This window comes from Tritonibacter scottomollicae, from assembly GCF_003003215.1.
Lineage (GTDB): Bacteria > Pseudomonadota > Alphaproteobacteria > Rhodobacterales > Rhodobacteraceae > Epibacterium > Epibacterium scottomollicae.
The window spans coordinates 231,511-256,420 of the sequence record NZ_PVUF01000005.1; the positions used below are offsets into that span (position 1 = coordinate 231,511).

Genomic DNA, 24,910 nt, shown 5'->3' on the forward strand with positions numbered 1-24,910 from the left:
CATATTGGCCTAACTCCGCAAAAACCTTATAGACGTGCCGCCAACTTGCGTAAAGAGGCAATGGCAAAGGCAAAGTATATTAGCGACTTCGAGCGCGATGTTATGCGCATCGGGAACGCCAAGGGCTACAAAGCTCCGCAGATTGCACGCTTCCTGCGGCGCGGGAAGATGGTTGTTTACAACCACATAAAGGCCATGGACGAAGCGGGCACGCTGGACGATCTGCCTTTGTGCTTTGTGGTCGATGAGATCGCCGCCGCCATTGGAAAGGCGAACGGCCAATGACCAACAAGAGAGCGCCAAAATGGCAGCGCCAAGGCTACCGGAGCGAAGATGAGTACCGCGCCGCATGCTCCGCCACCAGAAAGACGCGCCGCGCCGCGATGGCTGCGACTAAGGCACGATACACTACTGCCCGGATCCTAGAAAAGATGTGGGACGATGCAGATTTCGATAAGCCGGTGGTCACGATCACCAAAGAGCAGCTTATGGCAAAGTGCGGATGCGGTCTCACAATCACTAAGAACGCCCTTGCAGAGCTTCGCGCAGAGGGCAGCATTAAACCGATCAAGGGCTGGGAAGGCGGCAGGGCCAAGCCCACAACTTGGCGGTTATGCGTTCCGGGCAGCAACACGACACCCGCCGATGAGCAGGTCCAAGCCTTGGAGGAAGCGCGCGCAAGAGACGCCGCTTGGCGCTACCTGTCGGGTAAATTCGGCCCGGTAAAAGCGTTGGAAATCCTTGGGGAACCCGGAGAGTGATCGCGACCGGGTACCTTTCGTCCATCACGAATTAAAGGGGGTCAGTTATTGACCTTAAAGGGGGTCAGAATTTGACCTTAAAGGGGGTCAAATATTGACCCCCCCTCCATTGGTTCCACAGGAACCACCACGCCAGTTTTTCAAACTGACGGTATGTGGAGCCGCCTAGTCGGCGGCAGGAGGATAGGTGGTGCCCCAAAGGACCGGAGGTGCAAGCCCAATTCAGCCAGTCGCAAACGGGATCGGCTGGGGCGAGGGTGGAGGCTGAATAAGGCTGCGCCTTAGAGGCGCGGCAAGGTCGAGCTTCGAGGGCGCTTCGCGCCCGCTGAGATATGAGGAAGGTGGAATTTTCGGCCCTGGGCGCTTGATTGCGACCGGGGCCGCTCTTTTGCGAACGGGGGAGGAACAGGCAGGAAACGGGGGAGCAACACAATTCAGTTTTTGCGATGTGATTGCGGAGTAGGGGGATTGCATAGCCTATGTAACGTTATACTGTAACATATCGGAAAACGTGAAGGAGTTGGCATGCAACCGATCAAGAAACGGGCCGAGGATCTACATCGCCGTGCCCAGGAACTGCGCAAGGCCGGGGCCGTGGCGCAGATGACCAAGGGGCCTCAGCTGGTCGAGGAAACCGGGGCGTTTATGGTCGAGCTGGCCGAACGCCTGGACGCGCTGACGCCGTACCTGGACGAAGGGGCCGAGGCATGATCGCACCGCCACAGTGGGAGGGTCGCCAGCTCAGAAAGCAGCTGGTTCGGTCTCAAAACGAAGCGATCCGCAAGAAGCGGCTAGAAGCGCTGAAAAAACGGATCGCCGAAGGCAAAAAGAAAGGGGCCGCGTGATGAGCTACAATGGACAATTTCAGGTCGCGCCGCAGACCACGCTTGGTCGGGCCTTTTGCGAGTGCTGCGGCGGGTCGGTGCAAATCCGGGCGAACAAGAACGGCGGCGCGTACTACTACTGCGGTCACGCGGATGACCAGGGCGTACAGTGCTGCCATTCGCAACGCTGGGGGCAGCGTGTGAGTTTTGCCTTGCGCAAGGCCTTTCGTGAGGCGGGCGAACAGCCGCTAAAGGTCCGTCTGCCGCTCAAGATCGGCAACGGAAAGGCACCTGCGGTCGCGAATGAAGACACAGCGCCGCCCGCAAACGAAAACACTGCGCCGCCTGAGCGGCCCGCACAGAGCCTTGGAGGGCTTTTCGGATGACTGACCTCACAAATTTTGAGCTTGACGGCATAGAGGGGCCGGAAACCGGGTCTCCTGACGATTTCGGCGGGACAGGTGCGGAGCATATGCAAGCTTTCCGCGCGCCAGACCTTGAAGCCGAAGGCGGCGGCGCTGACGACGTGGTGCACCTGGACGCCGAGACCGGCGAACCGCTGGACGCCATGGCCGAGGTCGAACAGATCTCGAAAGATGCGTTTTTCGTCGCCTTCCGGCACAGCTTTGGATTGCCGGGGATGTTCTCCGCGCAGTGGAAGCCGCTCGCGATCCAGCCAGACGAAACCGATATAGCCCGCGATGCGTCCGACGCGATCTATGAGCTGCTCGAAATCTATTTCCCGTCCGCGCTCTCGCCGCAGTCGGAAATGTTTGCCCGCTTGTCGCGCGCCGCGCCGTTTATCCTGGCGAAAGTGATGATCGTCCGCATGATCCTGGAAGAACGCCGCCGCGCCGCCGTCGCCGCGAAACAACAGCAGCGCCGCGACGGGATCGAGCAACCCGCCCAGGACACGCCGCAACCCGCCAACAGCGATCAGCCCCCGACAGGTGCAGGGCCGCTTGATTGGATGTCACAGGAGCAAGCGGCATGAGCGCAACCAGCAATGCGGGCCGCGTCGGCGTCTGGGGCCGGTCTGGCTCCGGCAAATCATCCTACGTAAAGCGCATGCTCAAGGGCCGGTCGCGGCTGGTGGTCTTTGATCCGCTGGCCGAGTACGGCGAGGCGCTACGTATACCGACGGTCGAACACCGAGCCAGCAACAGCCTGGACGAAGTGCGGCAAGCGATGGTTGCCAATTGGCAGGGGTTCCGGGTTGCCTATGTGCCCCCGGCGGGCCGGGAGGCGGCGGCGCTGTCGGCGCTGTGCAAGCTGCTTATGGCGGCGCAGAAGCCGTTTAAGGACGGCAAGCGCGGGGCCAAAATGATGACGCTGGTTGTCGAGGAAATGAACCTCAGTTTTCCCGTGGCCGGTGGCGCGCAGAAGTGCCCCGGCTTTGCCGATGTGTGTAGCCGTGGGCGGCACTTCGGGATTGAAATCATCGGCGTCAGTCAGCGCATCGCCGAGGTCGCCACACGCTTTCGCAATAACTGCACCGAAACCGTCGTGTTGGCCCAGAAGGGGCCGCGCGATATCGACGCCGCTGCGCAGGAGTTGGGCGCGGACCGGGCCGCTGTGACCGGCCTTGCGAACCTCGATTACATCCATGAGCGCCATGGCGTACTTAAGCGCGGCAAAATCACCTTTCCGAAAAGAAAGGTTCGGCAATAGTTAGGGGGAAATCAATAGGAGCGATTCTCGATGAAAAGCCGTCTAACTATTTCCGCAATTGCAATTTTCCTAGGTAGCGTTTCGGTCGCGCAAGTGCTGCCATACACACTTTCAGACGGGCGATCCGAATTCAGCGTCGTGAGAAACAATAACGGCGCAGTTTTACGGTCTTCGGGTGTAACGCTGTACCTAGGAAAAGACTGCGATGCGTACAGCCCTCAGTTTGGTCAGGGCCTATGGGGTTGGGCGAATGCCGGTTTCGGTGTTTCCTTTCCCGCCAAAGGAAAGTTTTTCTCTTTTGAGCGGCAGGAAACACCCGTTGAAGAAAGAAACTTTGGCCAGTGTCAGGAGTGAAGCTCCTAACCTATACGTAGGGCCGAAATCACATGAAATTCGCTACGTATAAGTTTGATATACGTAGATTTTACTACCCCAATCCCCGCCTCTAACTCTGGGTCTGTTGAAGTCAAACAGGCACGGGGTATTCGGCATGAAGGGCAGTGACCTTCTGAGCGCTTTTGCAGTGACGGTTGCAGGGGGCCTCGCGGTCTACCTGATCCGCCGCCACATGGAGGGCGACCCCGTTTCCGTTTCAATCGGTGGCCTCATTCCGAGCGCCGAAGAAGAAGCAGAAGCAGAAGGGGAAGTCTATGCTTAAGAAACAAGACGTGAAGGGCGTCGGTCTGGTGATGGTTGGCGTCATGCTGGCCGGAATCGCAATGTATCAGTTTCGCGATGTGGGCCTGATCGCCCAGGCGCGTGCTGGCTACGACGTTTGATCGGGGGCGCACATGACACGCACCCTCAAGAAAATGCCGACGCCGCTGGGCATCGGGCCGGGTCAAACCGCGTCCGTAAGCCTGCCGCTGGGTCTGACCTATGAGCGGCTTTATATCCGCATGAACGTGGATGGCACGCCGCGCGATGTGCCCGCCGCCGACTGGGGCAGCTACATCGACGAAATCCGCCTTATGGTGGACGGCGAGAGCAAAATCCAGATCACCGCCGCTGACCTGGTCAAACTCAATCAGTATTACGGCCAGACGCTCGCGGCGGGTGTGCTTCCGTTGTTCCTGTCGCGTCCGTGGATGCGCACAATCGGCGGCGAAGATCAAACCGGCTACGGCACCGCCGGGGGCATGGCAGCGTTTACGCTGGAAATGGACCTCAAAACCGGCATCACGATCAACAGCCTGACGGTCTCAGCCGTCCAGTCTCCGGGCCGCGCGTTCGGTCCTCACCTGCGCATTCAGCGTTATATCCACAATCAGGGTGTGACCGGCGAGGCGGAAATCGCTGACATCGTTCGCGGTGGCTACGCGATGCTTGGTCTGCACGTCGCGACCAGCGCAATCACCACGGTCGAGGTGCATGCGGATAACCGCAAGGTGCACGAGTCGGACAAGCCGCTCCGCGCGGCCCATTACGGGGTGATTGAACGCACCCCGCAAACCGGCTTCACGCACATCGACTTTTGCACTGAAAACCGGCTGGCCGAGGCGATGCCCATGGCTCTGCAGGATTTCCGCCTGAAGCTCGATTTCACCGCAACCGGCAACCACTCGATCTATGCGGAGAGCGTCCAGGGCGCGGTCTGATCGGGCAACAGCGGGGGGATAATCTCCCCGCGTTTCAGGAGGATATAAAGTGTCAATTTCTGACTACTTTTCCAAACAGTTCGGATCGAGCGCGCCAGCCGGTGGAAACAGCTATTCATGGGGCGGCAAGTACGGCAGCGTTGATCTCTACCGGCCAAGCATCGGATCGCTTGATTTGGGCGTGCCCGTGATGGAAGCGCCGCCCGGCAAAGTGACCGGTTCCATTGATGGCAGTTCGCCTTCCGTGGACTGGCTCAAGGGCCTGACCAGCGTTGTGCTGCAGAATATGGGGTCCAAGGGCGATGGCGGCGGTGCCCAGGTTACGCCGGTCGCTTATGGCTCCGGCGGCAATGACGGCGGCGGCATGAGCTGGGGCGTGATTGCCCTGGGCGCGGTCGCAGTTGGTGCAGTGATCTACGCTTCGCAGGCCAAGTAATGGCTGCAGGCGGACCACTTCCACCGCTCTCCCTTTCCTCTGGTCCGGCAGTGTCCGAGGCCGGGGGATCGGGCGGGCAGTCAACAACCGGGGCCTTTCACTTCAAGAGCGCTGCCGCCGACACATGGCAAGAGGTGGCGCGGCAGTCATTGCCCTGGGCAATCGGGGGGCTGGTTCTTTGGCTTGCACTCCGAAAGTGACATTTGGCGCGGCGCGGTGGTCGCGGCGCGTCAAGCGGGTTCTTTCCCGCATTCCGGGTTCTGCCGAGTTTATGGCGGATTGGCGCGATGGCGTCACCAGTGGCCGCTTGGCTCTGTGGTCGGTCCAGATCGACGGAGAGCCGCAAGGGGCGCTTGTCTGGGATGTTGAGGCCGATGGGGCGCTGACGGTGCTTGCGATGGCCTGTGACGGCTCACGCGGCGCGGCTGTGGCGTCTGAGGTGGCGCGGGTCTTTGAGGGGATGGCCAAGCTGACCGGCGCGCGGTGCTTGCGCTTCTGGACCCGCCGCCCCGGACTGCGCCGCATGATGCAGGGGCAGGGGTACATAAACCGCGAAACACGGCGCGGGCCGGTGTGGATGATGGAGAGGGAAACGCCCCATGGGCAGCAGCAGCAGCAGCAGTAACCAGACACAGAACGTCACCGAGGATCGCCGGGTTGCGACTGATGCGGGCAGCATCGGCGTTTCTGCATCCGGTGATGTGGCAGTGAACGTCGTTGCCGATGAGGCCTTTGAGCTGGGAGAGCAAGCGCTTGCATTTGGTGAGGAGGCGCTTTGGACCGGCAGCGATGCTTTGGAAAGCGCCGCCGATCTGGTCCAGGGGGCATTGAGCGCCCAGGACGAACACACCGCGCGGGTCACAAACACGCTCTCAACCGCGCTTAAGACCACCCAACAAATGGCAAAAACCGAGGAAGGGCAGATTTCCGAACTGATCGTCAAGATCGGCATTCCGGCGGCTGCGCTGGCCTTTATAGCTTCGAAGGTGCTGAAATGAACAACAAAGCCCCACAGTATCAGGCGAACACCTGGACCGTTCCCGCAAACGGCATTCTGGAAGTCGCGCGCTCCGCCGAGTTTCTGATTTGCCTGGAAGCCACTGCCCCTTTCAAAATCACCTTTGACCAAGGGGTCGAAACCAACTTTGAACAGGGCCTTTCGTTCCGGGTGCTGAACGAGTTTCGGCAGATCCGCATCCGCAACCCGAACGCCCAGGATATCAGCATTCGCCTGGGCTTTGGCCGGGGCGATGTGACGGACGCGCGCCTTGTCGTTTCCGGTTCTGTTGAGGTCGAGACAGAAGCGCCGGGCGTAATTGACACAATCGACGTTTTCACGGTCGGGGCAGGCGCTTCCGCTTTGGTGGACGGTGCCGACCTACGGCGGCAAGAGCTTCTTTTGCGCAACCTGTCTGATACCGATGACGTTTGGTTGCGCGGGGATGCGAACACCACGGCAGGTGGTCACTTGCTTAAGGCGTCCGAGGGCGCAGTCCTAAGCACCTCAGCGGCGGTCTATGCCTACAACCCCAACGGCTCCGGCGTCGATCTGTCGGCCCTGTCGATCCGTAAGGAGGTCTGAGAATGTCGCAGCTTATTTTGGTTGGCCCGCGCGGCCCTCAAGGTGTTCCGGGCGAGGACGGTCACGATTTCGGAACGGGTAATGCAATTTCTACCTATGCCGCCAATGCCGAAAATGTGGGAGATATTTACTATCACGACAACGGCAACGTCTACAAAGTTGATGCCGTTGATACCTATACAATTATCGGAGAATGGCAGGGGCAGACCGGAGCCAAGGGCGACAAAGGCGATGCGGGTAACGATGGTGCGCCCGGTGATGACGGTGCGCCGGGTGATGACGGTGCGCCTGGACTGGTCTCGCGGCCTTCTGCATACGGTGCGTCAGAGAACGGCACGCCCGCCGCGAATGACACCGCATTCGCCAGCATGGCAACAGCGGTCGGGGCGGGTCTGGTGGATCTTGAGGGCAAGAGCTGGCCTGTGAACTCGGTGCCAAACCTGCCCGGCGCCCGCAATGGTTTTTGGCGGCTTGCGGACTTCGATGAAGCGGCAACCGTTGATCTACCCGCGCCGGGTACGATTGACCGGCGTAGCGTCATCATTGAAGGCGGTCGCACCGCGTTGGGGTGGCCGCAGGGAACGGCAGACGCATACAACGGCGTTGCCTACGTGGGCTATATGGCCGCATCTGGTCACGAACCGGGCTCCATGGATTGGAGCGAGGTTGTTTTGACCGAAAAGGGCCGCAACGCTGCGCGGTTCATCTCTGGTCAAGAACTTGCAATGACCGGAGAAATTGAGGTGTTTGGAGCGGCCACTTTGCCACCGGTGGATGCAAACGAAGGTCCGAAGCGGGTCGCGCTCGCGTCAGATGGAAATTTGCTAGAATTTGCTTACCGCAATATGGCCGAGTATTTTCAAGACACATCTGCTGGCGGATTAGCACAGGCTGAGGGGGCTTGGCAGCACGCGACAATTGACGGGGTAACTTTGGGCGCAGCGATCCGGGCCGATATGGATGCAAAATACAGCATCACTACATCAGGACTTCCGACGGTAGCCACATCGCCAACCGTATATGGTTCAAACGACGCGCAAAACGGTGACTTGTTTTTTGGCTTCCATGGGCTTTCGGGCGCTGCTGGTGGGCCGTATGCCGCTATCATCAACGGCACTCCGAAAGATGGTGCTGGAACTCTTGCTTGGGTCGCACGCATCGGGAACCTTAGTAGCGGCGTGGAGCCTTCCGTTTGCTGGTATAAAAACGGTGGATCGTCGCGGCTTTGTGGCTTTGTCCGGTCTCAATCGTCAAGCTATCCGGTGCGGTTCTGGTCGTCGGGCGGTCTCGGCGAAACACACGTCGAAAATGCAGCAACTCAGGACTGCCCATTTGGTGCAGATTTCGCGACTTATAGCCCGATCAATTGCAAAATCCGCCCGCGCCGCAAGGGAACCGTTTCGGGGTGGTTGCAGACTTGGGAAACCGTCGATGGAAACACTAGTGACGAATTGCATTTTGTGTTCACTGGACGCCGTTCTCTTGATGGAAGCCCCGGCGATGTATGGCTCTATTGGGGGCGCGTCGAGCGTGGGTCTGGTGATTTCGAAAACCTTTGGGATCGCGCACAGATCATTCCTATCAAGCGGCTGTATTTCGCAAACAGCAATGTAAACGCCACATCGAACCAAGTTGGGACGCCTGATCTGTGCTGGATCGACGCAAACACGCTGCTTCTGACCTTCACAAACGAACGTCCGGCAGTCGGTGCGGATTATGACGAAAGCTATCTTGAATGCATGACGATCAGCCTCCGCGACACCTACGCGGACGCCGCTGATCGTGTGCTTTGGGATGACGGGGCAGAAGCCATGGCCGATGTGGTCAAGGCACCCGAATTTGTTGCTTATTGAGGGGGGCAGAATATGGGAAGTCGTGGAGCTTTGGCAGTCCTGGGCGCGGGTGTGGTGGTAGCCACTTATGCGGCGTGGCGAGATACCAAACAGAAGAACTCCGAACAGCAGGCAATCATTCAGCCGGCAGTCTATCAAACGGGCGGCTCCAAAGCCAAACTAGCAGCAATGCAGGGCGGCGGCGGGCAGGGTGGCGATCTGAAATCTGCCCTGGTCGGCTGGGGCGTTGACACCCTGTTTGGCGCGATCGAACGCGGCGGCTGGATGGGCGGTGGATGGCTGGGCGGCGGCAACAATAGCCCCGGCGTGGGCACCGGGTCGGGTATAGACCGGCCACCGGGCACCGCGAACACGAATAGCCCGCCTGCGTCGAGTGGTGGCAAAGGGCTGGGCGGATTGCTGGACCTCATCGGCAGCGTCGAAGCTCCGAAGGGCTATGACCAAGTTTATGGCGGATCCAAGATTAACCCGCCGCAACCGATCACGTCTATGACGGTCGCCGAGGTTCTGGATTGGCAGGATCGCAGCGTTGCAGCTGGCAGCGCATCCAGTGCCGCGGGCAAGTATCAGGTTATCCGCGGGACGCTCCGGGACGAGGTGCGCAACGGCACTGTGTCGATGAATGATCGGTTTACGCCCGCCGTTCAGGATAAAATCGCGGTCTCTCGCATGAACTACCGGGGGCTTGGTTCCTATCAAGCTGGTCTGATCGACGAAACCGAATTTGGTCAGCGCCTTTCCATGGAATGGGCCTCTTTGCCCGCGCTGAAAACTGATCGCAACGGGCGCGCAGCCAGAGGCCAGAGCTATTACGCTGGCGATGGTCTGAACAAGTCGCACGTCACGCCTGATACCATTCTCAGCAAATTGAAAGGGCTATTCTGATGGTCGCGCCTCTGATCTGGGCCGGGGTTGCCCTGGGCGGCTTGTATCTAGGCGGAAAGGCCATGAACGAAGTCGGCGAAACCGTTGATGGTACAGCGAAATTGGTCAAATGGGCCACCGCTGGCGGGGCGCTCTATGTGAGCTATCGCGCGCTGCAATCCGGGGGCGTTCTGAAATGATGGTCGCCGAAATGATCCAGCTCGCCCTAGGCCTTGTGGCCGTGGGCGGCATTGGGGGCATCTGGTTTCGCCTGGGAAGCCTGACAGCAAAGACAGACGGCCTCGAACGCCGCGTGTCCAGGATCGAAGAACGTCAACAACAGCAATGGAGCGTAAGCGCATGAAATCTCTCATTCTCTCGAAATTCGCAGGCCCGATGATCCGCCACGGTGCAACCGTCCTGGGCGGCTGGCTTATGGCCGAAGGCATCGCGGACGAAGCCACGACACAGGCAATTGTGGGCGGTCTGACCGCTGCGGGCGGCGTCGGGCTGTCTTATTTGGAGAAGCTCATCCGGGCGTGATCGACCACACGAACGACCGCCCAACAAAGACGCCGTGACCGCTGGTTTCGGCGTCTTTTACTTATGGACCGTTTGAATCAACCTGGTCGATCAGCTGAAGGAGCGGCCGAGGGGGGTTGAAAGTATATAAAAAATCCTCCATGAAAGAACTCATCAGGGACGAGATAGAGAAAGGGCGCTTTGGTCGGCTGAGGGAATATCGCATAATCAGTATTATGTAAAACATGAAGCACTCTGGGCGCGACACTCCGTTGCGCCCATAGCGTGATCTCAGGCAAACAATTCATGTGCGAGTTCAAGCGCTTCTACGAGACGGTCAACCTCCGCACGTGTGTTGTACATGCCGAAGGACGCTCGGCATGTGGCCGTTACACCAAGATGGTCCATCAGCGGACCAGCGCAGTGATGCCCGGCACGCACCGCGACGCCTTTCTTGTCGAGAATGGTTGAAATGTCATGCGCATGCGCGGCGCCTTCGAGTGTGAAACTGAAAATCGCAGCTTTACCAGGCGCATGCCCCTGAACGTTCAACCAGTTCAGACCAGCGAACCTATCTGACGCGTAGCCACGAAGGTCTGCTTCATGCGCAGCGATTTCGGCCATGCCGACGCCCATCATATAGTCCAGGGCCACGCCAAGGCCGATTGTCTGGACAATACCAGGTGTGCCAGCCTCAAACTTCATCGGTGGATCGTTGTAGAGCACGCGATCTTTGGAAACTTCCTTGATCATATCGCCGCCACCAACGAACGGACGCATCTCCGCCATCCGTTCAGGACGGATATAGATGGCGCCGGACCCAGATGGCCCGTACAGCTTGTGCCCGGTGATCGCGTAGAAATCGCAACCAAGGTCCTGCACATCTACCGGCATGTGAACTGCCGCCTGAGAGCCATCCACCAGGACCGGCACACCTTTTTCATGTGCGGCTGCACTGATGGCTTTCACATCAACAACGGTCCCCAAGACATTGGAACAATGCGTGACAGCAACCAGCTTGGTCTTAGGGCCAATGGCATCAATCACTTTTTGCGGGTCTAAGCTTCCGTCGGCCTCAGTATCCACCCATTTCAGAACAACTCCCTGGCGCTCGCGCAGGAAATGCCAGGGCACGATATTTCCGTGATGCTCCATCACCGACAGGACAATCTCATCTCCCGCCTCTAGCTGCGGCATGGCCCATCCATAAGCCACAAGATTGATGCCTTCTGTGGTGCCGGAATTCAGAACGATATGGTCTTCATGACCCGCGTTCAAAAACCGTGCGATGGTACCGCGCACACCTTCATACTTTTCGGTCGCGAGGTTGGAAAGATAGTGTAAGCCACGGTGAACATTCGCATATTCCTCAGAGTATGCTTTTGTGATTGCATCAATCACCACCTGCGGCTTCTGTGCAGAGGCTCCATTGTCCAAGTAGGTCAACGGTTTACCGTTCACCTCGCGCGAGAGGATCGGGAAATCCGAGCGGATTTTTTCGACATCATACATTGGACGTCTCCAGGATAGTGGGAACAAAGAGCCCCATCAGGAACAGAACGGCGACCATGGCCCCGAGACCGGCCATGAAAATCACTCCGAGGGATTTCCCCAAGGAGTTCAGACCAAAGCCCACGTTGGTAAAATGTGCAAGCACATAGATACCGTAGACGGCCGCAACCAGGTTCAGGATGGCGGCCAGGGGTGCCATCACAAATACCATAATGATTGCAATGAATTGGACGGCTATATTAACAAAGCGCAGCCAAACCAAAAGGCTGAAGATTGGCATGAAGCGCGCCTGCCCGCCAAGGCGATTGCCCACAACCAGCGAGCCGACAGAATACGCAAGCTGCAAGGCGACCAAAAACATTCCGAACATCACGGGGCTGAGGTTTGGGAACAATGCGTTTGACGGCATGCCCAACAGAAACCCCTGCAGTGCATAGAGAAAAACGCTCAGCACGACGTTCAAGGCAAACCCGGTCCAAATCACATCGGTTTCATACTGACGAGACAGGATTTTGTCAGCCGCCGCGGCGGGATCCGTGATAGTTTCGATGGCCAGGCTTTTGAAATCCATCACGTATTGCCCCAATAGGCCTCAATGAGACCCGAAACCCAGAACCAGAAGAACACCATGACCCAGAGACCGCCAACCGCATTCAATGCCGGGCCTGTGCCAATGAAACCTGCAACCAGCCCATTGAGCAGCAGCACCGGCGTCGCGGCGAGGAAAGCCCAGAACAGGACCAGGCGCGACTGGTACCCATCGCCCTGCCCGCCCATCGCGCGCACAATCAGATGCGAGATCATGGCAAGCGCATAAAGCCCCAGCGGCGCGATAAAGACGATGCCCAACAGCGCACCGCCAAGCAGCATGTTCAGCTCTTGACCGCTCAGATGCGCCTCACGTGCAAGCCTTGGCATTTGCGCGATGAACATCAATACGCAAGCGCCCATGAGAAAAGCCAAAAGTCGATCTTCACGAGGCCCCATTGCGAGGAGCCGCGCAATCACCTTGCGCGGCCCCCGATAGGTTGCCGTGATATCTGTCGTCACAGCCATCCCAGACCTCAGCTCCGACGCGCGAGCCAGCCGTAAAGGCGGTCGTTGATGCTGACGGCGATGTCTGGACTGTCGATTTCCTCAACCGCTTCGGCCAGGAATGCGAGCGTCATCAGATCGGTCGCCTCCGCTTCGGGAACACCGCGCGAGCGCAGATAGAACAGACCTTCCTCGTCGATGGCGCCAGAAGTTGACCCGTGCGAGCAGGCCACGTCGTCGGCGTAGATCTCAAGCTCAGGCTTGGCAAGGAACTGGCTGTCGTCATCCAGAAGCAGGGACTGAGAAATCTGATATCCATCAGTCTTTTGCGCGCCGGCCTTCACCAGGATTTTCCCTTGGAAGACCCCGATCGCACCGTTGCGCAGAACCTTCTTGAACACCTGACGGCTTTCACAATTCACTGCGTCATGGGTGATAAAGACCGTGTCATCGTGGTGGAAATCGCCATCACCAACGCAGGCGCCTGCGATATGCGCAACCGCGTCATCGCCGAGAAACTCGACAATCGCCTCGTTGCGGGTCAGCACACCATTTACGGTCAGCGTGAAGCTCTTGAACACGGATTCACGCCCCAGCCGCGCAAACATATGCGTCGCAGCGCGGCGTTCGTGATCCCTGCCCTGAGCCCGGACCAGATGCAACGTGCCTGTATCGGCAACGTCGATCTCCATCGCAGTATTGAAGCGTGACGCAGCCGGACCGTTTTCCAGAACCGTTGCTTCCGCACCGCTTTCCACCTTGATCACATGATGCAGCATCGCGTCAGAGCTGTCGCTCTCGTGGCGATACACAAGGTTGATCGGTTTGGACGGCTTGCCCGTGACATGGATGACCACGCCATCCGCGGCAAACGCGGTATTCAGCGCTGCCAGCGGTCGTTCAACCGGGGACTGACCTCGGGCTTCCAGAACGCCAAAAATCTCCTTGGCCCAATGAATGTCCTTACCTTCGATATCGGCGAGACGCTCGATGCTCACGCCTTCGAGGGTCAGATCATCAGAAGCCGCGGCATCGAACACACCATCGACAAAAACGATTTTCAGACGATCAAACTGATCGAACATCGGTGCTTCATCACTGTCGAGCACCGCGGCCTTCGGGGCCTCAGCAGACGTCAGCGTATCCGGGCGGGTGTACTTCCAGTACTCGTCGCGGCGATCCGGCAATCCCATGGTCTGAACGCGGGACAGCGCGGCGCGACGGGCGGCAGCCAGACAGCCGCTTTCGTTCATGGACAGAGACGCAAGCCGCGCTTCGGTCGTGGTTTGTTTCAGTTCGGGAAGTGCCATTACGCCACCTCGGCAAGAATGTCTGCGTAACCGTTGTTTTCCACTTCAAGCGCCAGCTCGGGGCCACCGGTCTTGATGATACGACCATCGGCCATGATGTGCACAACATCCGGTTTGATGTGATCCAGAAGACGCTGATAGTGCGTGATCACCAGGAAACCACGCCCCTCGTCGCGCAGCGCATTGACGCCATCTGCAACCAGTTTCATCGCATCCACGTCGAGGCCGGAGTCGGTCTCGTCGAGGATACACATCTTCGGCTCCAGCATCGCCATCTGCAGGATTTCGTTCCTCTTTTTCTCACCACCGGAGAAACCGACATTGACCGGACGCTTCAGCATTTCCGCGTCGATCTTCAGCTCCTTGGCTTTCTCGCGCACATGCTTGAGGAAATCGGACGCTGAGAGTTCCTCCTCGCCGCGGGCCTTGCGCTGCGCGTTCACCGCGGTGCGCAGGAAGGTCATGTTGCCAACACCTGGGATTTCGACAGGATACTGGAACGCGAGGAACACACCAAGCGCGGCACGCTCTTCCGGTTCCAGCTCCAGCAGTTCTTCGCCGAGAAGAGACGCGGACCCTTCGGTCACCTCATAGCCATCCTTGCCCGACAGAACATAGGACAGCGTCGATTTACCAGAGCCGTTCGGCCCCATGATCGCATGGACCTTGCCCGCTTCAACGGTCAGGTTGACACCCTTGAGAATCTGCTTGTCTTCTTCTTCAAGCTTTACGTGTAGGTTTTTGATTTCGAGCATATTTTTCGCCTTTTCTTCTTACCGCCGGAGGCACTGCTCCGGGCCGCGTGTTCGAGTACCGTCAGCCTTCCGCATCCGTTGGGAGCGGTTTGATGACGTAATTCTTGTTCCTGTTATAACGCTGCAGCGTGTCGACAACCCCGTAGCCCATCTGCGCGATCAAGGCGTGAAAATCGTCGTCATTCTCGCGGTCCACCTCGACAAGCAAGGCGGGCCGGCAGCGTCTGATCGTTTTGCGCAGGCCGGAAAGAACTTGTATTTCCATGCCTTCCACGTCGATCTTGATGAAGTCTGGCTGATCACCTTCCAACGCCAAATCGCCTGTGGTGATCTCGATATCCCCTTCGTCAGGCAACATCTTTGCCGCGCCTAGATTTCGATCTCGCGCCTCCATGCCGAAGCCCGCGCTTGGCGCGGCGCCTAGGCCTTTTCCGAGGTGGCTCAGGTCGTATTTGGCAGCGAGCCCGTTGGCAGAGATATTCGCGAGAAGAAGTTTCAGCGCCTTCGGGTTTGGCTCAAACGGGATGACCCGCGCCGCAGACAGAAATGCCGCGGCAAAAAGCCCGTGATTGCCAATATTGGCACCAATATCCACGAACGTCCCACCGAAAGGAAAAAGCGCTTTTATAACAGAGAGCTCTTCCTCTTCATAAAAGTGCCCCTCGCGATGGGACCGCTGGACCGGATCACGCTTCATGTCCACGGAAAACACCATCCGCCGACCGAAGATCTCACTGGTGTAGAGATCCACATCCGAGAATCCTACTGACTGTCCTGACGACAGCCGCGCAATGAACTCAGCAAGATGGTGAGAGGCAAACAGCACAGATCTTTCTCCGCTTTCACTCAGCCGATTACTACCGCGGTGCCGCTGGCCGAGACCATCAGCATCGACTGACCAACAACCTCATAATCGAGATCGACGCCCACAACCGCGTTTGCACCAACTGCGCGGGCACGCTCCTCCAGCTCGCTCAGCGCAGTATCCCGCGCGTCCTGCAGCTTGCTTTCATAAGCGCCGGAGCGGCCCCCGACGATGTCGGTGATCGAAGCAAAGACGTCCCGGACCACATTCGCACCCATGATCGCCTCGCCCACGACGATGCCTTTGTATTCAGCGATCTGATAGCCCTCAACAGAGCCGGTGGTTGTCACGATCATGGATTTGTCTCCGTTCTGTCCTTGCCAAGGCCCGCTCATCAGCCAACCGAACCCTCAAGGGAAATCGCAACCAGTTGTTGTGCTTCCATCGCGAATTCCATCGGCAGCGCCTGAAGCACATCCTTGCAGAAGCCGTTCACCACGAGAGCGACTGCCTCTTCTTCATCCATGCCGCGCTGGCGGCAGTAGAACAGCTGATCATCGTCGACCTTGGACGTGGTCGCTTCGTGCTCGACGCGCGAAGAATTATTCTTCACTTCAATGTAAGGCACTGTATGCGCACCACATTTGTCACCGATCAGCAAGCTGTCGCATTGGGTATAGTTGCGTGAATCCTTCGCCTTCGGATGCATCGAGACCAGGCCACGATAGGTGTTCTGCGCCTTGCCGGCAGAAATCCCCTTGGAGACGATCCGGCTCTTGGTGTTTTTGCCAAGGTGAACCATCTTAGTGCCCGTATCGGCCTGCTGCATGTTATTGGTGATGGCGATGGAGTAGAACTCGCCCTGGCTCTCGTCACCGCGCAGGATGCAGGAGGGGTATTTCCAGGTCACGGCAGAGCCGGTTTCAACCTGCGTCCACATCACCTTGGACCGATCACCCCGGCAGTCGGCGCGTTTGGTCACGAAGTTGTAGATGCCGCCTTTGCCGTTCTCATCACCCGGATACCAGTTTTGAACGGTGGAATATTTCACCTCGGCGTCTTCTTCGATGATGATCTCGACCACCGCAGCATGCAGCTGTGCGACGTCGCGCTGAGGTGCAGTGCAGCCTTCCAAGTAGCTGACATAGCTGCCTTTATCGGCGATGATCAAAGTGCGTTCGAACTGGCCCGTGTTTTCCGCGTTGATGCGGAAATAGGTGCTGAGTTCCATCGGGCAGCGCACGCCCGGCGGCACGTAGACGAACGAGCCATCGGAGAACACGGCAGAGTTCAGCGTGGCGTAGAAGTTGTCCGACACCGGCACCACGGACCCGAGGTATTTCTTCACCAGCTCGGGATGTTCGCGGATGGCTTCCGAGATCGAGCAGAAAATCACGCCTGCTTTTTTCAGTTCCGCCTGAAAGGTCGTGCCCACGGAAACAGAGTCGAACACTGCGTCCACGGCAACCTTGCGGCCTTCGCTGGGAGCGTCTTCAGCGCCCTCAACCCCGGCAAGAATCATTTGTTCTTTCAGTGGGATGCCGAGCTTTTCGTACGTAGCCAGAAGCTTGGGGTCGACCTCGTCCAGAGACGCTGGTTTGACTTCCATGCTCTTTGGGCGCGCGTAGTAGTACTGATCCTGAAAGTCGATCTCCGGGTAGTCCACCATCGCCCAGTTCGGCTCTTTCAAGCCGGTCCAGCGCTCAAAGGCCTGAAGGCGCCATTCGGTCATCCACTCCGGCTCTTCGTTCTTTTCAGAAATCAGGCGCACGATATCGGTGTTCAAGCCCTTGGGGGCATAGTCCATCTCGATATCGGTGTCCCAACCGTATTTGTAGGTGCTGACCTCACGAACCGCGTCCACGGTATCCTGATCAACGCCTTCCTTAGCTTCGAATTGGTCCAGAGCGGCCATCTTCTTCTCCTGCACTCACGCCGAGCGGGCGCGATGTTTCTTCTGCTTGGCGCACCACGCTTCTGCAAAGCGCAGCACATCCGTTTCAGTCGTCTCCGGCCCGAGCGATACGCGGATCGCGCTCTGGGCCGTCGCCTCATCAAATCCCATTGCGGTCAGAACCGCGCTGGCGCGCACCTTGCCACTGGAACAGGCACTGCCCGCGCTGATCGCGAACCCCGCTAGATCCATCTGCATGACCTGTGTCTCGCCCTTCCATCCGGGGGTGGCGAAGCAAGAGGTATTGGGCAAGCGACGCGCGTCCTTGCCCATCAAAATAGTGTCTGGGCACGAAGCCTCAACAGCGTTTTCTAGAATATTTCTAAATTCTGCAACCCGATCCCAAACGCCATCGTCCAGATCCCGTGCCGCCGCTTCAGCTGCGGCTCCGAACCCTGCGATTCCAATGACATTTTCCGTTCCGGAACGACGCCCCATCTCCTGGCCTCCGCCGCGGATCTGTGCGGCAAGTTCGGTCCCGCGCTTTAGGACAACCGCTCCAATCCCTTTTGGGCCGCCAAGCTTGTGTGCTGAAATCAGCGCCATGGTCGCGCCCATCCAGTTAAAAGCAACAGGCAGCTTACCAAAGGCCTGCGTTGCATCGGTGACTGCAAGCCCCTCGGGCAGGATCTGAATTATTCCGGTTTCAGAATTGGCAAGTTGCAAACAGGACTTCGCTGCCTCCTCCACCTCAACCGTACCATCAGGAGCAACAGACAAATCCTCTTTCACCCAAGCTCTTACAGCATCGTGCTCAAGTGCGGATCCATGCAGATCGCGGCCGGACAACGCCAGCGCCGCTCCTTCGGTCGAGCCCGAGGTGAACACCACATCCGCACCATCGGCACCAAATGCAGCCGTGATCTGAGCCCGCGCCCGCTCAACCACCGCCTTGGCCGCACGTCCCTCGGCGTGGACGGAGGATGGGTTGCCGCAAACATCCATCGCCGCAATCATCGCATCCCGCGCTTCTGGGCGCAGCAGCGAGGTGGCGTTGTGATCAAGATAAATGCGAGTCATGGAGTCATATTTTCTATTACTGCGCTGCACTTGGCCGCGAAACATCCAAGCAGGATGCGGCGAAATCGGCGTTATTCGTCTACGACGGCAAACAGGTTTGGAACCGCCGGACAGGGCGCGAGATCATTTTCGATCACATCCGAGAGACGGGTTTGGTGCAAGAACACATAGACATGGGCGCTGAGCCCCTCCCACAAGCGATTGGTCAGAGATTGCGCGCGACTGCCGCAGGATCCGCCTGAAACGCCGGCGCCCTTATGCATGGCATCAACGGTTTCGTCGACGGCGGCCAAAATTTCGACCACACGAATCTCGGATGCCGGCTTGGCGAGACGATACCCGCCGCCCGGCCCGCGCACGGACGCCACCAGACCGGCCCGACGCAGCTTCACAAACAGCTGTTCCAAATAAGGCAGCGAGACATCCTGCCGCTTGGAAATATCGGCGAGAACCACCAGGCCCTCTGCCGGCTGCAATGCGATATCAGCCAACGCGACCATCGCATACCGACCCTTTGTAGAAAGCTTCATCTGCTTACCCTTTTGCCGAAAAAGCAGCAAATGATTGACGATACCCCTGTCAATGCGTATCTCAGCTTGACAAGGTGCCGGTCTTCACCTGCGCCTCTTTAGAATAGTTCTAAGGTGCCAGAGAAAATTCGTCAAGTATTTGTCCCCGGCCCCTCGCCAAAAAAAGCAGAGTAGGATCCACCCACCCATGCCTGAGGTCATTTTCCCCGGACCCGAAGGACGCCTGGAAGGCCGTTATCACCCGCAAAAGGAAAAGGACGCGCCGATCGCGATCGTGTTGCATCCCCATCCGCAATTTGGCGGGACCATGAACAATAAGGTGGTCTATAACCTCCATTATGCGTTCTACAACATGGGCTTTACCGTGCTGCGGTTCAATTTCCGTGGTGTCGGACGGTCGCAAGGTGAGTACGATCAGGGCGTGGGCGAACTGTCCGACGCGGCCTCCGCACTCGATTACCTGCAGTCCATGAACAACAACTCCAAGCATTGCTGGGTTGCGGGCTTCTCCTTTGGCGCCTGGATTGGCATGCAACTGTTGATGCGTCGTCCGGAAATCACCGGCTTCATCTCGGTTGCCCCGCCAGCCAACATGTATGATTTCTCCTTCCTTGCGCCCTGCCCGTCATCCGGCTTGATCATCAATGGCTCTGCGGATCGCGTGGCTCCGCCCGCGGACACAGTCAACCTTGTGAACAAACTGCACGAGCAGAAGGGGATCACCGTCACCCATAATGAGATCGAAGGTGCTGACCACTTCTTCCAGGAACCGCATCTGGACACCATGATCGGCAACGTGTCGGACTATGTGAAGCAGCGCCTGACCGAGAACACGCGCTAATGTCGACCCTGGACACACTGGCTGCAAAGCTGGCGGAGGACACCCTCAAGGTCCAGGATGCGTTGGGCGAGGACCGGATGTATATGGAGGTCGCCCAGGTTTTGGGGGCGGCCTCCCAATCGCTGGAAGAAGCATTTCTGACCGAAGTTCGTATTCGGTTGGCGGAGCGCAAAGCGCGCGATTTTATCAATTCAAAGCTCGAGACTGCCAAGGCAGCCCTCGAAGCAAAGGCAAAAAAACTTCTATGACCAGCGACCTGCAGCAGCAATTCGAGTTCCTCTCTGAAATCGAAAGGCTGCGCCAGGTGGATCGCCAGACTTTGCTGCTGGACGGCAGTCGCCCGGAGAACTCGGCTGAGCATTCCTGGCATCTGGCGCTCTATGCGCTGGTTTTTGCGCCCTATGCGCCCCCAGGCGTGTCGATACCACGTGTCATCCAGATGCTGCTCCTGCACGACATCGTGGAAATCGATGTTGGGGATCACCCAATTGACGAGCCCACGAACTGGACCGCGGTTGCAGAGGCCGAGGATCGTGCCCAGAAGAGGATCTTTGGCCTGCTGCCAGATGTGCAGGGACAGGCATTGCAGGCCTTGTGGCAAGAGTTTGAAGCGGCTGAAACGGTTGATGCGCGCTTTGCAAAAGCATTGGACTACTGCCAACCAATCTTTCAAACGCTTTGCGCCGTGTCGCCTCCCGTAGATCACATGCGCGTTGTGAAAGAAAACCTCACCACCGGGCGCGCTACAACCCTGAAAGACCGCTTTCCCGAAGCCTTTAGCGCGGCAAATACGCTTCTCGCCGGGCAGGAAATTGAAGACGAAGCCTTTGCGGCCCGCCTCGCGTTTCTGTCCGAGGCCGATCGCCTCAAGACGATCCTGCGCGCCTCGCGCATTGCGGCGGGCACCCGGTTTGAGAACTCCGCCGAACACAGCTGGCACATCATGCTCTACGGGTGGGTCTTGGCAGATCACAGCGCAACCGACATCCAGGCGCACCGTGTCCTGACCATGCTCCTGCTGCACGACCTGGTGGAGATCGACGCGGGCGATGTGCCGATCCACTCAAAGCTTGATGCCGACACCTTGGCCCGTATCGAGGCCGAAGAACTGGCCGCGGCGCAGCGCCTCTTTGGATTGCTGCCAGAAGCGCAGGGCGATCAGTATCTGAAGATCTGGCAGGAGTTCGAGGCTTCGCAGAGCCCGGATGCGATCTACGCCAAATCCATCGACAGGGTGCAGCCGGTGCTGCTGAACATTGCCACAGGCGGCGGCAGCTGGATCGAGTATGACGTCACCCTGCCCCAGATCGACGCCCGCGTCGGTGCAAAGGTCGCTCGGGGCGCGCCGAAGGTCTGGGATCATGTGCGCGCGCGTCTGCTGCCCTGGTTCACGGAACACGGCAGGCTCTGAACCGAAGATCCTGCATTTCCCCCCTTGCATAATGCCGGATGACGAGATTTGACGAGCATGTCGCCCCACCTCAGGCTTGGCGGCAGGTTCGTCAAAAGGACACCACATGCATTATCTCTACCTGATGGCCGCTGTGCTGGCCGAAACCATCGGAACAACCGCGCTTCAGGCCAGCCAGCAATTCACCCGGCTGTTGCCATCCGTGATCGTCGTGGTCGCCTATGCTGCATCTTTCTTTCTGATGAGCCTGACCCTGAAATACATGCCGGTGGGCATTGTATATGCGATCTGGTCGGGGCTTGGCATCGTGCTGATCGCCGCCATCGGGTTTATCGTATTTGGTCAACGCATTGATCTGCCTGCAATCGCCGGCATGGTGATGATCATCGCGGGCATTCTGGTGATCCACCTGTTTTCGTCCAGCTCAAGCCACTGACCCACGCTCAGGGCTCCCTCCTGATGCGGCAGCGCAGCGACAGTTGCCGGCCTGTCCTGCTTTTGCACTAGCCATTCGGGCTTTATCACGGTATGCGCGCCGCAACCCCAATTAAAGGCATGACTCATGGACCTGCGCAATATTGCGATCATCGCGCACGTCGACCATGGTAAAACAACCCTGGTCGATGAGCTACTGAAACAATCCGGCGCGTTCCGCGAAAACCAAGCCGTGGCAGAACGTGCCATGGATTCCAACGATCTGGAACGCGAACGCGGTATCACCATTCTGGCGAAAGCCACCTCGGTTGAATGGAACGGCACCCGCATCAACATCGTCGACACCCCCGGCCACGCCGACTTTGGCGGCGAAGTTGAACGTATTCTGTCGATGGTAGACGGTGTTGTGCTGCTGGTGGATGCGGCAGAAGGTCCGATGCCGCAAACCAAATTCGTCACCTCCAAGGCGCTGGCCCTCGGCCTGCGTCCGATCGTGGTGCTGAACAAGGTCGACAAGCCCGACGCGGAACCCGATCGCGCGCTGGACGAATGTTTCGACCTGTTTGCCAACCTTGGCGCAGATGACGACCAACTCGACTTCCCCGCCATGTATGCCTCTGGCCGCTCCGGCTGGGCCGACATGGAGCTGGACGGCCCGCGAGAGGATCTCTCCGCGCTGTTCGATCTGGTTGTAAAGCACGTCCCCGCACCCAAGCAGATCGCACATAAGGAAGAGCCGTTCCGCATGCTGGCGACCACCCTCGGCGCCGACCCGTTCATGGGCCGCATCCTGACCGGTCGCGTCGAAAGCGGCACGCTCAAGGTTGGCGAGAGCCTCAAGGCGCTGACCCGTGATGGCGAGCTGATCGAGAACTTCCGCGCCACCAAGATCCTGGCCTTCCGCGGCCTGTCCCAACAGCCGATCGACCTGGCCGAGGCCGGTGACATCGTCACCGTCGCCGGCATGGCCAAGGCAACCGTGGCTGACTCGCTGGTGGACACTTCGGTGACCGAGGCCCTGCCCGCCCAGCCGATCGATCCGCCCACCATCACCGTGACCTTCGGCATCAACGACAGCCCGCTGGCTGGTCGCGACGGCAAGAAGGTCCAATCGCGCGTGATCCGGGATCGCCTCATGAAAGAGGCAGAGCTGAACGTGGCCATCCAGGTCACCGACACCCCCGGCGGCGAAGCCTTCGAGGTTGCCGGTCGTGGCGAACTGCAGATGGGCGTTCTGATCGAGAACATGCGCCGCGAAGGGTTCGAGCTGTCGATCTCCCGTCCGCAGGTGCTGTTCACCGAGGAAAACGGCCAGCGCATGGAGCCCGTCGAGGAAGCCACCATCGACGTGGATGACGAATACTCCGGCGTTGTGATCGAAAAACTGACCGGCAACCGCAAGGGTGAGCTGGTTGAAATGAAACCCGCAGGCGCCGGCAAAACTCGCATCATTGCCCATGTGCCGTCGCGCGGTTTGATCGGCTATCACGGCGAGTTCCTGACCGACACCCGCGGCACCGGCGTGCTGAACCGCGTGTTCCACGGCTGGACCGCGCACAAGGGCTCGATCCCGGGCCGTCGCGCTGGCGTTCTGATCTCCATGGAGAACGGCCAGTCCGTCGCCTACGCCCTGTGGAACCTCGAAGAGCGCGGCAAGATGTTCATCGGTGCCCAGGCCGACATCTACCAGGGCATGATCATCGGCGAACACAGCCGTGAGAACGACCTGGAAGTGAACCCGCTGAAGGGCAAGAAGCTGACCAACGTGCGGGCCTCCGGCACCGACGATGCGGTCCGATTGACCACCCCGATCACGCTGTCGCTGGAAGAGGCCATCGCCTACATCAACGACGACGAGCTGGTGGAAGTCACCCCAACCTCCGTGCGTCTGCGCAAACGCTACCTCGACCCGCATGAGCGCAAGCGGATGGCAAAGTCCAACAACTGATAAATGCAAAAAGGCCCGGTCAACCAAGACCGGGCCTTTTCATTTGTGCAAGTTGCCTCAGGTTTGCGGAACAAAATCCTGGATCACGACCTCATCCGCCGTGTAGCGACAGATGGATCCCGCGGGCACCGCCTCCCAGCATTCGCCCTTGTGCAGCGGTTCCGACACCACCAGACGTCCGGTGCCATCGGCGGTCCGGCTGCTGTACACCGTCGGCGCCAGATGGTCGGAGGCATATCGCACCGCATAGAGCGCCGGACCACAGCTGAAGGCCGCGCCGATGCGCATATGCGGTGTATGGCCGAACTCGCGACTGAGGGCTTCCATCTTGCCCACCGCGCGCTCCATCGCGCCCTTTGGATCCTCGAACAACCCTTCCGAGATCGCGATCAGGAACAACGCCTCGCTGTCGGTGGCGCCCTTGCGGGCCGCGTAGAGGTCATCCGGGATCATCATGTCGGCGCGACGGCGAAAATTCTCGAACCCGCCAACCTGACCGTTGTGCATGAAGGACCAGCAGCCATGGGTGAACGGGTGGCAATTGTTGCGGCTGGTTGCCGTGCCGGTGGAGGCGCGCACATGCGCCAGAAACAGCCCAGAGCGTACCTGATGGGTGATCGACCGCAGGTTGGGATCGGACCAGGCCGGATGCGTGTCGCGATACAGCCCCGGCTCCTCGCGGCTGTCATACCAGGCGATACCAAACCCGTCGGCATTGGTCTGGGTCTTGCATTCAAAGGCATGCACCGACTGCGCCACCAAGGATTGCTCCGGCTTGCTCACAACTTCGTCCAGATGGACAGGGGTGCCGATATAGGCGGCCCAACGACACATGATGTTCTCCTCGTCTCGTCTACGCACCCTGAGTGCCCGACGTCGAGGCGCTGTTAAGCACAAAAAAGGGCCACGCGAAACGCGCAGCCCAATCTTCCGCTTTGCACAGTTTTCTGTGCTCAGGCGTCGGTTTCCACCACCATCAGCTCCCGCTCGGAGGCGTCGCGCGCATGGCTCAGCGCTTCCTGATATTCCGGGCTGTTGTAGCAGTCGACCGCCGCATCCACGCTGGCGAATTTCGCCACCACATTGCGAGGGCGTTCCTTGCCTTCCAGCTGAACAAAACGACCACCACGGGCGATGAATTCGCCGCCGTGCTTGGCAATCGCCGGGCCGGCCAGTTCGGCATATTTGCCGTAGGCCTCGGCGTCGGTCACGGTCACATGTGCAATCCAAAGTGCGGGCATGG

At 58.8% G+C, this 24,910-nt stretch carries 37 protein-coding genes; 25 read left to right on the top strand and 12 right to left on the bottom strand.

What is annotated here, in order from left to right; all coding sequences use genetic code 11:
- Positions 1-60: 60 nt before the first annotated feature.
- The 20 genes from CLV89_RS10865 to CLV89_RS10935 all read left to right on the top strand — a co-directional run bounded on the left by CLV89_RS10865 (position 61) and on the right by CLV89_RS10935 (position 10,132).
- The gene (locus tag CLV89_RS10865) at positions 61-285 is read left to right on the top strand and encodes a hypothetical protein (protein ID WP_106163678.1); all 225 of its coding nucleotides are present in this window, start codon (positions 61-63) and stop codon (positions 283-285) included.
- Positions 282-761 carry a hypothetical protein gene (locus CLV89_RS10870; RefSeq protein ID WP_106163679.1) on the top strand — a complete coding sequence of 160 codons (480 nt, stop codon included), beginning with the start codon at positions 282-284 and terminating at the stop codon, positions 759-761. Before CLV89_RS10865 ends, CLV89_RS10870 begins: the two co-directional genes overlap by 4 nt.
- A 525-nt stretch (positions 762-1,286) precedes the next feature.
- Positions 1,287-1,472: a hypothetical protein gene (locus tag CLV89_RS10875; protein WP_106163680.1), complete on the top strand. Its 186-nt coding sequence runs from the start codon at positions 1,287-1,289 to the stop codon at positions 1,470-1,472.
- Positions 1,469-1,606, top strand: coding sequence for a hypothetical protein (locus CLV89_RS22615; RefSeq protein WP_165798117.1), 138 nt, complete (start codon positions 1,469-1,471; stop codon positions 1,604-1,606). The genes CLV89_RS10875 and CLV89_RS22615 overlap by 4 nt, the downstream gene beginning before the upstream one ends.
- On the top strand, positions 1,606-1,971 hold the full coding sequence (locus CLV89_RS10880) for a recombinase zinc ribbon domain-containing protein (protein ID WP_106163681.1): 366 nt from the start codon (positions 1,606-1,608) through the stop codon (positions 1,969-1,971). The genes CLV89_RS22615 and CLV89_RS10880 overlap by 1 nt, the downstream gene beginning before the upstream one ends.
- Positions 1,968-2,579, top strand: a complete 612-nt coding sequence (locus CLV89_RS10885; protein WP_106163682.1) for a hypothetical protein — start codon at positions 1,968-1,970, stop codon at positions 2,577-2,579. Before CLV89_RS10880 ends, CLV89_RS10885 begins: the two co-directional genes overlap by 4 nt.
- A complete protein-coding gene (locus CLV89_RS10890) occupies positions 2,576-3,256 on the top strand; it encodes an ATP-binding protein (RefSeq protein ID WP_106163683.1) in 681 nt (226 codons plus the stop codon). The genes CLV89_RS10885 and CLV89_RS10890 overlap by 4 nt, the downstream gene beginning before the upstream one ends.
- A 30-nt stretch (positions 3,257-3,286) precedes the next feature.
- Positions 3,287-3,610, top strand: coding sequence for a hypothetical protein (locus tag CLV89_RS22390; protein WP_133166717.1), 324 nt, complete (start codon positions 3,287-3,289; stop codon positions 3,608-3,610).
- Positions 3,611-3,746: 136 nt separating this feature from the next.
- Positions 3,747-3,914, top strand: a complete 168-nt coding sequence (locus CLV89_RS22620) for a hypothetical protein (RefSeq protein WP_165798118.1) — start codon at positions 3,747-3,749, stop codon at positions 3,912-3,914.
- The gene (locus tag CLV89_RS23135; RefSeq protein ID WP_279327896.1) at positions 3,907-4,035 is read left to right on the top strand and encodes a hypothetical protein; all 129 of its coding nucleotides are present in this window, start codon (positions 3,907-3,909) and stop codon (positions 4,033-4,035) included. Before CLV89_RS22620 ends, CLV89_RS23135 begins: the two co-directional genes overlap by 8 nt.
- Before the next feature lie 12 nt (positions 4,036-4,047).
- Positions 4,048-4,854, top strand: a complete 807-nt coding sequence (locus CLV89_RS10895; RefSeq protein ID WP_106163684.1) for a major capsid protein P2 — start codon at positions 4,048-4,050, stop codon at positions 4,852-4,854.
- 49 nt (positions 4,855-4,903) lie between these two features.
- Positions 4,904-5,290: a hypothetical protein gene (locus CLV89_RS10900; RefSeq protein ID WP_106163685.1), complete on the top strand. Its 387-nt coding sequence runs from the start codon at positions 4,904-4,906 to the stop codon at positions 5,288-5,290.
- Positions 5,291-5,561: 271 nt separating this feature from the next.
- Complete coding sequence (locus tag CLV89_RS10905) at positions 5,562-5,915, top strand: hypothetical protein (protein WP_106163686.1); 354 nt, start codon at positions 5,562-5,564, stop codon at positions 5,913-5,915.
- Entirely contained in the window at positions 5,890-6,288 is a 399-nt protein-coding gene (locus CLV89_RS10910; protein ID WP_106163687.1) for a hypothetical protein, read from the top strand. Before CLV89_RS10905 ends, CLV89_RS10910 begins: the two co-directional genes overlap by 26 nt.
- Complete coding sequence (locus tag CLV89_RS10915) at positions 6,285-6,872, top strand: hypothetical protein (protein WP_106163688.1); 588 nt, start codon at positions 6,285-6,287, stop codon at positions 6,870-6,872. Before CLV89_RS10910 ends, CLV89_RS10915 begins: the two co-directional genes overlap by 4 nt.
- Before the next feature lie 2 nt (positions 6,873-6,874).
- On the top strand, positions 6,875-8,725 hold the full coding sequence (locus tag CLV89_RS10920; protein WP_106163689.1) for a hypothetical protein: 1,851 nt from the start codon (positions 6,875-6,877) through the stop codon (positions 8,723-8,725).
- Positions 8,726-8,737: 12 nt separating this feature from the next.
- Entirely contained in the window at positions 8,738-9,610 is an 873-nt protein-coding gene (locus tag CLV89_RS10925) for a lysozyme family protein (protein WP_133166718.1), read from the top strand.
- Positions 9,610-9,789 carry a hypothetical protein gene (locus tag CLV89_RS10930; protein WP_106163691.1) on the top strand — a complete coding sequence of 60 codons (180 nt, stop codon included), beginning with the start codon at positions 9,610-9,612 and terminating at the stop codon, positions 9,787-9,789. The genes CLV89_RS10925 and CLV89_RS10930 overlap by 1 nt, the downstream gene beginning before the upstream one ends.
- A complete protein-coding gene (locus CLV89_RS22625) occupies positions 9,786-9,953 on the top strand; it encodes a hypothetical protein (RefSeq protein WP_165798119.1) in 168 nt (55 codons plus the stop codon). Before CLV89_RS10930 ends, CLV89_RS22625 begins: the two co-directional genes overlap by 4 nt.
- Positions 9,950-10,132 carry a Pam3-gp28 family putative phage holin gene (locus CLV89_RS10935; protein ID WP_106163692.1) on the top strand — a complete coding sequence of 61 codons (183 nt, stop codon included), beginning with the start codon at positions 9,950-9,952 and terminating at the stop codon, positions 10,130-10,132. Before CLV89_RS22625 ends, CLV89_RS10935 begins: the two co-directional genes overlap by 4 nt.
- Before the next feature lie 270 nt (positions 10,133-10,402).
- On the opposite strand, the gene CLV89_RS10940 is transcribed toward CLV89_RS10935, so the two are convergent.
- The 10 genes from CLV89_RS10940 to iscR all read right to left on the bottom strand — a co-directional run bounded on the left by CLV89_RS10940 (position 10,403) and on the right by iscR (position 19,032).
- Positions 10,403-11,623, bottom strand: coding sequence for a cysteine desulfurase (locus CLV89_RS10940; protein WP_106163693.1), 1,221 nt, complete (start codon positions 11,621-11,623; stop codon positions 10,403-10,405).
- Positions 11,616-12,194 carry a YIP1 family protein gene (locus CLV89_RS10945; RefSeq protein ID WP_106163694.1) on the bottom strand — a complete coding sequence of 193 codons (579 nt, stop codon included), beginning with the start codon at positions 12,192-12,194 and terminating at the stop codon, positions 11,616-11,618. Before CLV89_RS10945 ends, CLV89_RS10940 begins: the two co-directional genes overlap by 8 nt.
- Positions 12,194-12,679 carry a YIP1 family protein gene (locus tag CLV89_RS10950; RefSeq protein WP_106163695.1) on the bottom strand — a complete coding sequence of 162 codons (486 nt, stop codon included), beginning with the start codon at positions 12,677-12,679 and terminating at the stop codon, positions 12,194-12,196. The genes CLV89_RS10945 and CLV89_RS10950 overlap by 1 nt, the downstream gene beginning before the upstream one ends.
- Before the next feature lie 8 nt (positions 12,680-12,687).
- Positions 12,688-13,968, bottom strand: coding sequence for a SufB/SufD family protein (locus CLV89_RS10955; RefSeq protein WP_106163696.1), 1,281 nt, complete (start codon positions 13,966-13,968; stop codon positions 12,688-12,690).
- A complete protein-coding gene (sufC, locus tag CLV89_RS10960; protein WP_106163697.1) occupies positions 13,968-14,723 on the bottom strand; it encodes a Fe-S cluster assembly ATPase SufC in 756 nt (251 codons plus the stop codon). Before sufC ends, CLV89_RS10955 begins: the two co-directional genes overlap by 1 nt.
- A gap of 61 nt (positions 14,724-14,784) precedes the next feature.
- The gene (locus tag CLV89_RS10965; protein ID WP_243394985.1) at positions 14,785-15,474 is read right to left on the bottom strand and encodes an FkbM family methyltransferase; all 690 of its coding nucleotides are present in this window, start codon (positions 15,472-15,474) and stop codon (positions 14,785-14,787) included.
- 95 nt (positions 15,475-15,569) lie between these two features.
- Positions 15,570-15,884 (bottom strand): heavy metal-binding domain-containing protein, encoded by a 315-nt coding sequence (locus tag CLV89_RS10970; protein ID WP_106163699.1) that lies wholly within the window; start codon positions 15,882-15,884, stop codon positions 15,570-15,572.
- Between the two features lie 38 nt (positions 15,885-15,922).
- The gene (gene sufB, locus CLV89_RS10975) at positions 15,923-17,443 is read right to left on the bottom strand and encodes a Fe-S cluster assembly protein SufB (protein WP_106163700.1); all 1,521 of its coding nucleotides are present in this window, start codon (positions 17,441-17,443) and stop codon (positions 15,923-15,925) included.
- A 15-nt stretch (positions 17,444-17,458) separates the two neighbouring features.
- Entirely contained in the window at positions 17,459-18,502 is a 1,044-nt protein-coding gene (locus CLV89_RS10980; protein WP_106163701.1) for a cysteine desulfurase family protein, read from the bottom strand.
- A 71-nt stretch (positions 18,503-18,573) separates the two neighbouring features.
- Entirely contained in the window at positions 18,574-19,032 is a 459-nt protein-coding gene (gene iscR, locus CLV89_RS10985; RefSeq protein ID WP_106163742.1) for a Fe-S cluster assembly transcriptional regulator IscR, read from the bottom strand.
- A 187-nt stretch (positions 19,033-19,219) separates the two neighbouring features.
- Between iscR and CLV89_RS10990 the strand changes: the two genes are divergently transcribed.
- The 5 genes from CLV89_RS10990 to typA all read left to right on the top strand — a co-directional run bounded on the left by CLV89_RS10990 (position 19,220) and on the right by typA (position 23,667).
- Complete coding sequence (locus CLV89_RS10990) at positions 19,220-19,873, top strand: alpha/beta hydrolase (protein ID WP_106163702.1); 654 nt, start codon at positions 19,220-19,222, stop codon at positions 19,871-19,873.
- Entirely contained in the window at positions 19,873-20,121 is a 249-nt protein-coding gene (locus CLV89_RS10995; RefSeq protein WP_106163703.1) for a hypothetical protein, read from the top strand. Before CLV89_RS10990 ends, CLV89_RS10995 begins: the two co-directional genes overlap by 1 nt.
- Positions 20,118-21,284: an HD domain-containing protein gene (locus CLV89_RS11000; protein WP_106163704.1), complete on the top strand. Its 1,167-nt coding sequence runs from the start codon at positions 20,118-20,120 to the stop codon at positions 21,282-21,284. The genes CLV89_RS10995 and CLV89_RS11000 overlap by 4 nt, the downstream gene beginning before the upstream one ends.
- A gap of 106 nt (positions 21,285-21,390) precedes the next feature.
- Positions 21,391-21,720 carry a DMT family transporter gene (locus CLV89_RS11005; protein ID WP_106163705.1) on the top strand — a complete coding sequence of 110 codons (330 nt, stop codon included), beginning with the start codon at positions 21,391-21,393 and terminating at the stop codon, positions 21,718-21,720.
- 126 nt (positions 21,721-21,846) lie between these two features.
- Positions 21,847-23,667 (top strand): translational GTPase TypA, encoded by a 1,821-nt coding sequence (gene typA / locus CLV89_RS11010; RefSeq protein WP_106163706.1) that lies wholly within the window; start codon positions 21,847-21,849, stop codon positions 23,665-23,667.
- A gap of 57 nt (positions 23,668-23,724) precedes the next feature.
- Here the strand turns inward: typA and CLV89_RS11015 are convergent, their stop codons facing one another.
- Entirely contained in the window at positions 23,725-24,501 is a 777-nt protein-coding gene (locus CLV89_RS11015; RefSeq protein ID WP_106163707.1) for a class II glutamine amidotransferase, read from the bottom strand.
- Positions 24,502-24,620: 119 nt separating this feature from the next.
- Entirely contained in the window at positions 24,621-24,908 is a 288-nt protein-coding gene (locus CLV89_RS11020) for a DUF1330 domain-containing protein (RefSeq protein WP_106163708.1), read from the bottom strand.
- Positions 24,909-24,910 lie beyond the last annotated feature (2 nt).

What these genes read in the sequence shown, in the direction of transcription:
- CLV89_RS10980 (WP_106163701.1), bottom strand. Translation starts at nt 18,502, where the DNA reads ATGACTCGCATTTATCTTGATCACAACGCCACCTCGCTGCTGCGCCCA.
- CLV89_RS11000 (WP_106163704.1), top strand. Translation starts at nt 20,118, where the DNA reads ATGACCAGCGACCTGCAGCAGCAATTCGAGTTCCTCTCTGAAATCGAA.
- sufC (WP_106163697.1), bottom strand. Translation starts at nt 14,723, where the DNA reads ATGCTCGAAATCAAAAACCTACACGTAAAGCTTGAAGAAGAAGACAAG.
- CLV89_RS10870 (WP_106163679.1), top strand. Translation starts at nt 282, where the DNA reads ATGACCAACAAGAGAGCGCCAAAATGGCAGCGCCAAGGCTACCGGAGC.
- CLV89_RS10880 (WP_106163681.1), top strand. Translation starts at nt 1,606, where the DNA reads ATGAGCTACAATGGACAATTTCAGGTCGCGCCGCAGACCACGCTTGGT.
- CLV89_RS10940 (WP_106163693.1), bottom strand. Translation starts at nt 11,623, where the DNA reads ATGTATGATGTCGAAAAAATCCGCTCGGATTTCCCGATCCTCTCGCGC.
- CLV89_RS10895 (WP_106163684.1), top strand. Translation starts at nt 4,048, where the DNA reads ATGACACGCACCCTCAAGAAAATGCCGACGCCGCTGGGCATCGGGCCG.
- CLV89_RS10875 (WP_106163680.1), top strand. Translation starts at nt 1,287, where the DNA reads ATGCAACCGATCAAGAAACGGGCCGAGGATCTACATCGCCGTGCCCAG.
- CLV89_RS11020 (WP_106163708.1), bottom strand. Translation starts at nt 24,908, where the DNA reads ATGCCCGCACTTTGGATTGCACATGTGACCGTGACCGACGCCGAGGCC.
- CLV89_RS10885 (WP_106163682.1), top strand. Translation starts at nt 1,968, where the DNA reads ATGACTGACCTCACAAATTTTGAGCTTGACGGCATAGAGGGGCCGGAA.
- sufB (WP_106163700.1), bottom strand. Translation starts at nt 17,443, where the DNA reads ATGGCCGCTCTGGACCAATTCGAAGCTAAGGAAGGCGTTGATCAGGAT.
- CLV89_RS10990 (WP_106163702.1), top strand. Translation starts at nt 19,220, where the DNA reads ATGCCTGAGGTCATTTTCCCCGGACCCGAAGGACGCCTGGAAGGCCGT.
- typA (WP_106163706.1), top strand. Translation starts at nt 21,847, where the DNA reads ATGGACCTGCGCAATATTGCGATCATCGCGCACGTCGACCATGGTAAA.
- CLV89_RS22620 (WP_165798118.1), top strand. Translation starts at nt 3,747, where the DNA reads ATGAAGGGCAGTGACCTTCTGAGCGCTTTTGCAGTGACGGTTGCAGGG.
- CLV89_RS10925 (WP_133166718.1), top strand. Translation starts at nt 8,738, where the DNA reads ATGGGAAGTCGTGGAGCTTTGGCAGTCCTGGGCGCGGGTGTGGTGGTA.
- CLV89_RS10905 (WP_106163686.1), top strand. Translation starts at nt 5,562, where the DNA reads ATGGCGGATTGGCGCGATGGCGTCACCAGTGGCCGCTTGGCTCTGTGG.
- CLV89_RS10910 (WP_106163687.1), top strand. Translation starts at nt 5,890, where the DNA reads ATGGGCAGCAGCAGCAGCAGCAGTAACCAGACACAGAACGTCACCGAG.
- CLV89_RS10915 (WP_106163688.1), top strand. Translation starts at nt 6,285, where the DNA reads ATGAACAACAAAGCCCCACAGTATCAGGCGAACACCTGGACCGTTCCC.
- CLV89_RS10920 (WP_106163689.1), top strand. Translation starts at nt 6,875, where the DNA reads ATGTCGCAGCTTATTTTGGTTGGCCCGCGCGGCCCTCAAGGTGTTCCG.
- CLV89_RS11015 (WP_106163707.1), bottom strand. Translation starts at nt 24,501, where the DNA reads ATGTGTCGTTGGGCCGCCTATATCGGCACCCCTGTCCATCTGGACGAA.
- CLV89_RS10950 (WP_106163695.1), bottom strand. Translation starts at nt 12,679, where the DNA reads ATGGCTGTGACGACAGATATCACGGCAACCTATCGGGGGCCGCGCAAG.
- CLV89_RS22390 (WP_133166717.1), top strand. Translation starts at nt 3,287, where the DNA reads ATGAAAAGCCGTCTAACTATTTCCGCAATTGCAATTTTCCTAGGTAGC.
- CLV89_RS10865 (WP_106163678.1), top strand. Translation starts at nt 61, where the DNA reads ATGGCAAAGGCAAAGTATATTAGCGACTTCGAGCGCGATGTTATGCGC.
- CLV89_RS10970 (WP_106163699.1), bottom strand. Translation starts at nt 15,884, where the DNA reads ATGATCGTGACAACCACCGGCTCTGTTGAGGGCTATCAGATCGCTGAA.
- CLV89_RS11005 (WP_106163705.1), top strand. Translation starts at nt 21,391, where the DNA reads ATGCATTATCTCTACCTGATGGCCGCTGTGCTGGCCGAAACCATCGGA.
- CLV89_RS10995 (WP_106163703.1), top strand. Translation starts at nt 19,873, where the DNA reads ATGTCGACCCTGGACACACTGGCTGCAAAGCTGGCGGAGGACACCCTC.
- CLV89_RS10955 (WP_106163696.1), bottom strand. Translation starts at nt 13,968, where the DNA reads ATGGCACTTCCCGAACTGAAACAAACCACGACCGAAGCGCGGCTTGCG.
- CLV89_RS10930 (WP_106163691.1), top strand. Translation starts at nt 9,610, where the DNA reads ATGGTCGCGCCTCTGATCTGGGCCGGGGTTGCCCTGGGCGGCTTGTAT.
- iscR (WP_106163742.1), bottom strand. Translation starts at nt 19,032, where the DNA reads ATGAAGCTTTCTACAAAGGGTCGGTATGCGATGGTCGCGTTGGCTGAT.
- CLV89_RS10945 (WP_106163694.1), bottom strand. Translation starts at nt 12,194, where the DNA reads ATGGATTTCAAAAGCCTGGCCATCGAAACTATCACGGATCCCGCCGCG.
- CLV89_RS22615 (WP_165798117.1), top strand. Translation starts at nt 1,469, where the DNA reads ATGATCGCACCGCCACAGTGGGAGGGTCGCCAGCTCAGAAAGCAGCTG.
- CLV89_RS22625 (WP_165798119.1), top strand. Translation starts at nt 9,786, where the DNA reads ATGATGGTCGCCGAAATGATCCAGCTCGCCCTAGGCCTTGTGGCCGTG.
- CLV89_RS10935 (WP_106163692.1), top strand. Translation starts at nt 9,950, where the DNA reads ATGAAATCTCTCATTCTCTCGAAATTCGCAGGCCCGATGATCCGCCAC.
- CLV89_RS23135 (WP_279327896.1), top strand. Translation starts at nt 3,907, where the DNA reads ATGCTTAAGAAACAAGACGTGAAGGGCGTCGGTCTGGTGATGGTTGGC.
- CLV89_RS10890 (WP_106163683.1), top strand. Translation starts at nt 2,576, where the DNA reads ATGAGCGCAACCAGCAATGCGGGCCGCGTCGGCGTCTGGGGCCGGTCT.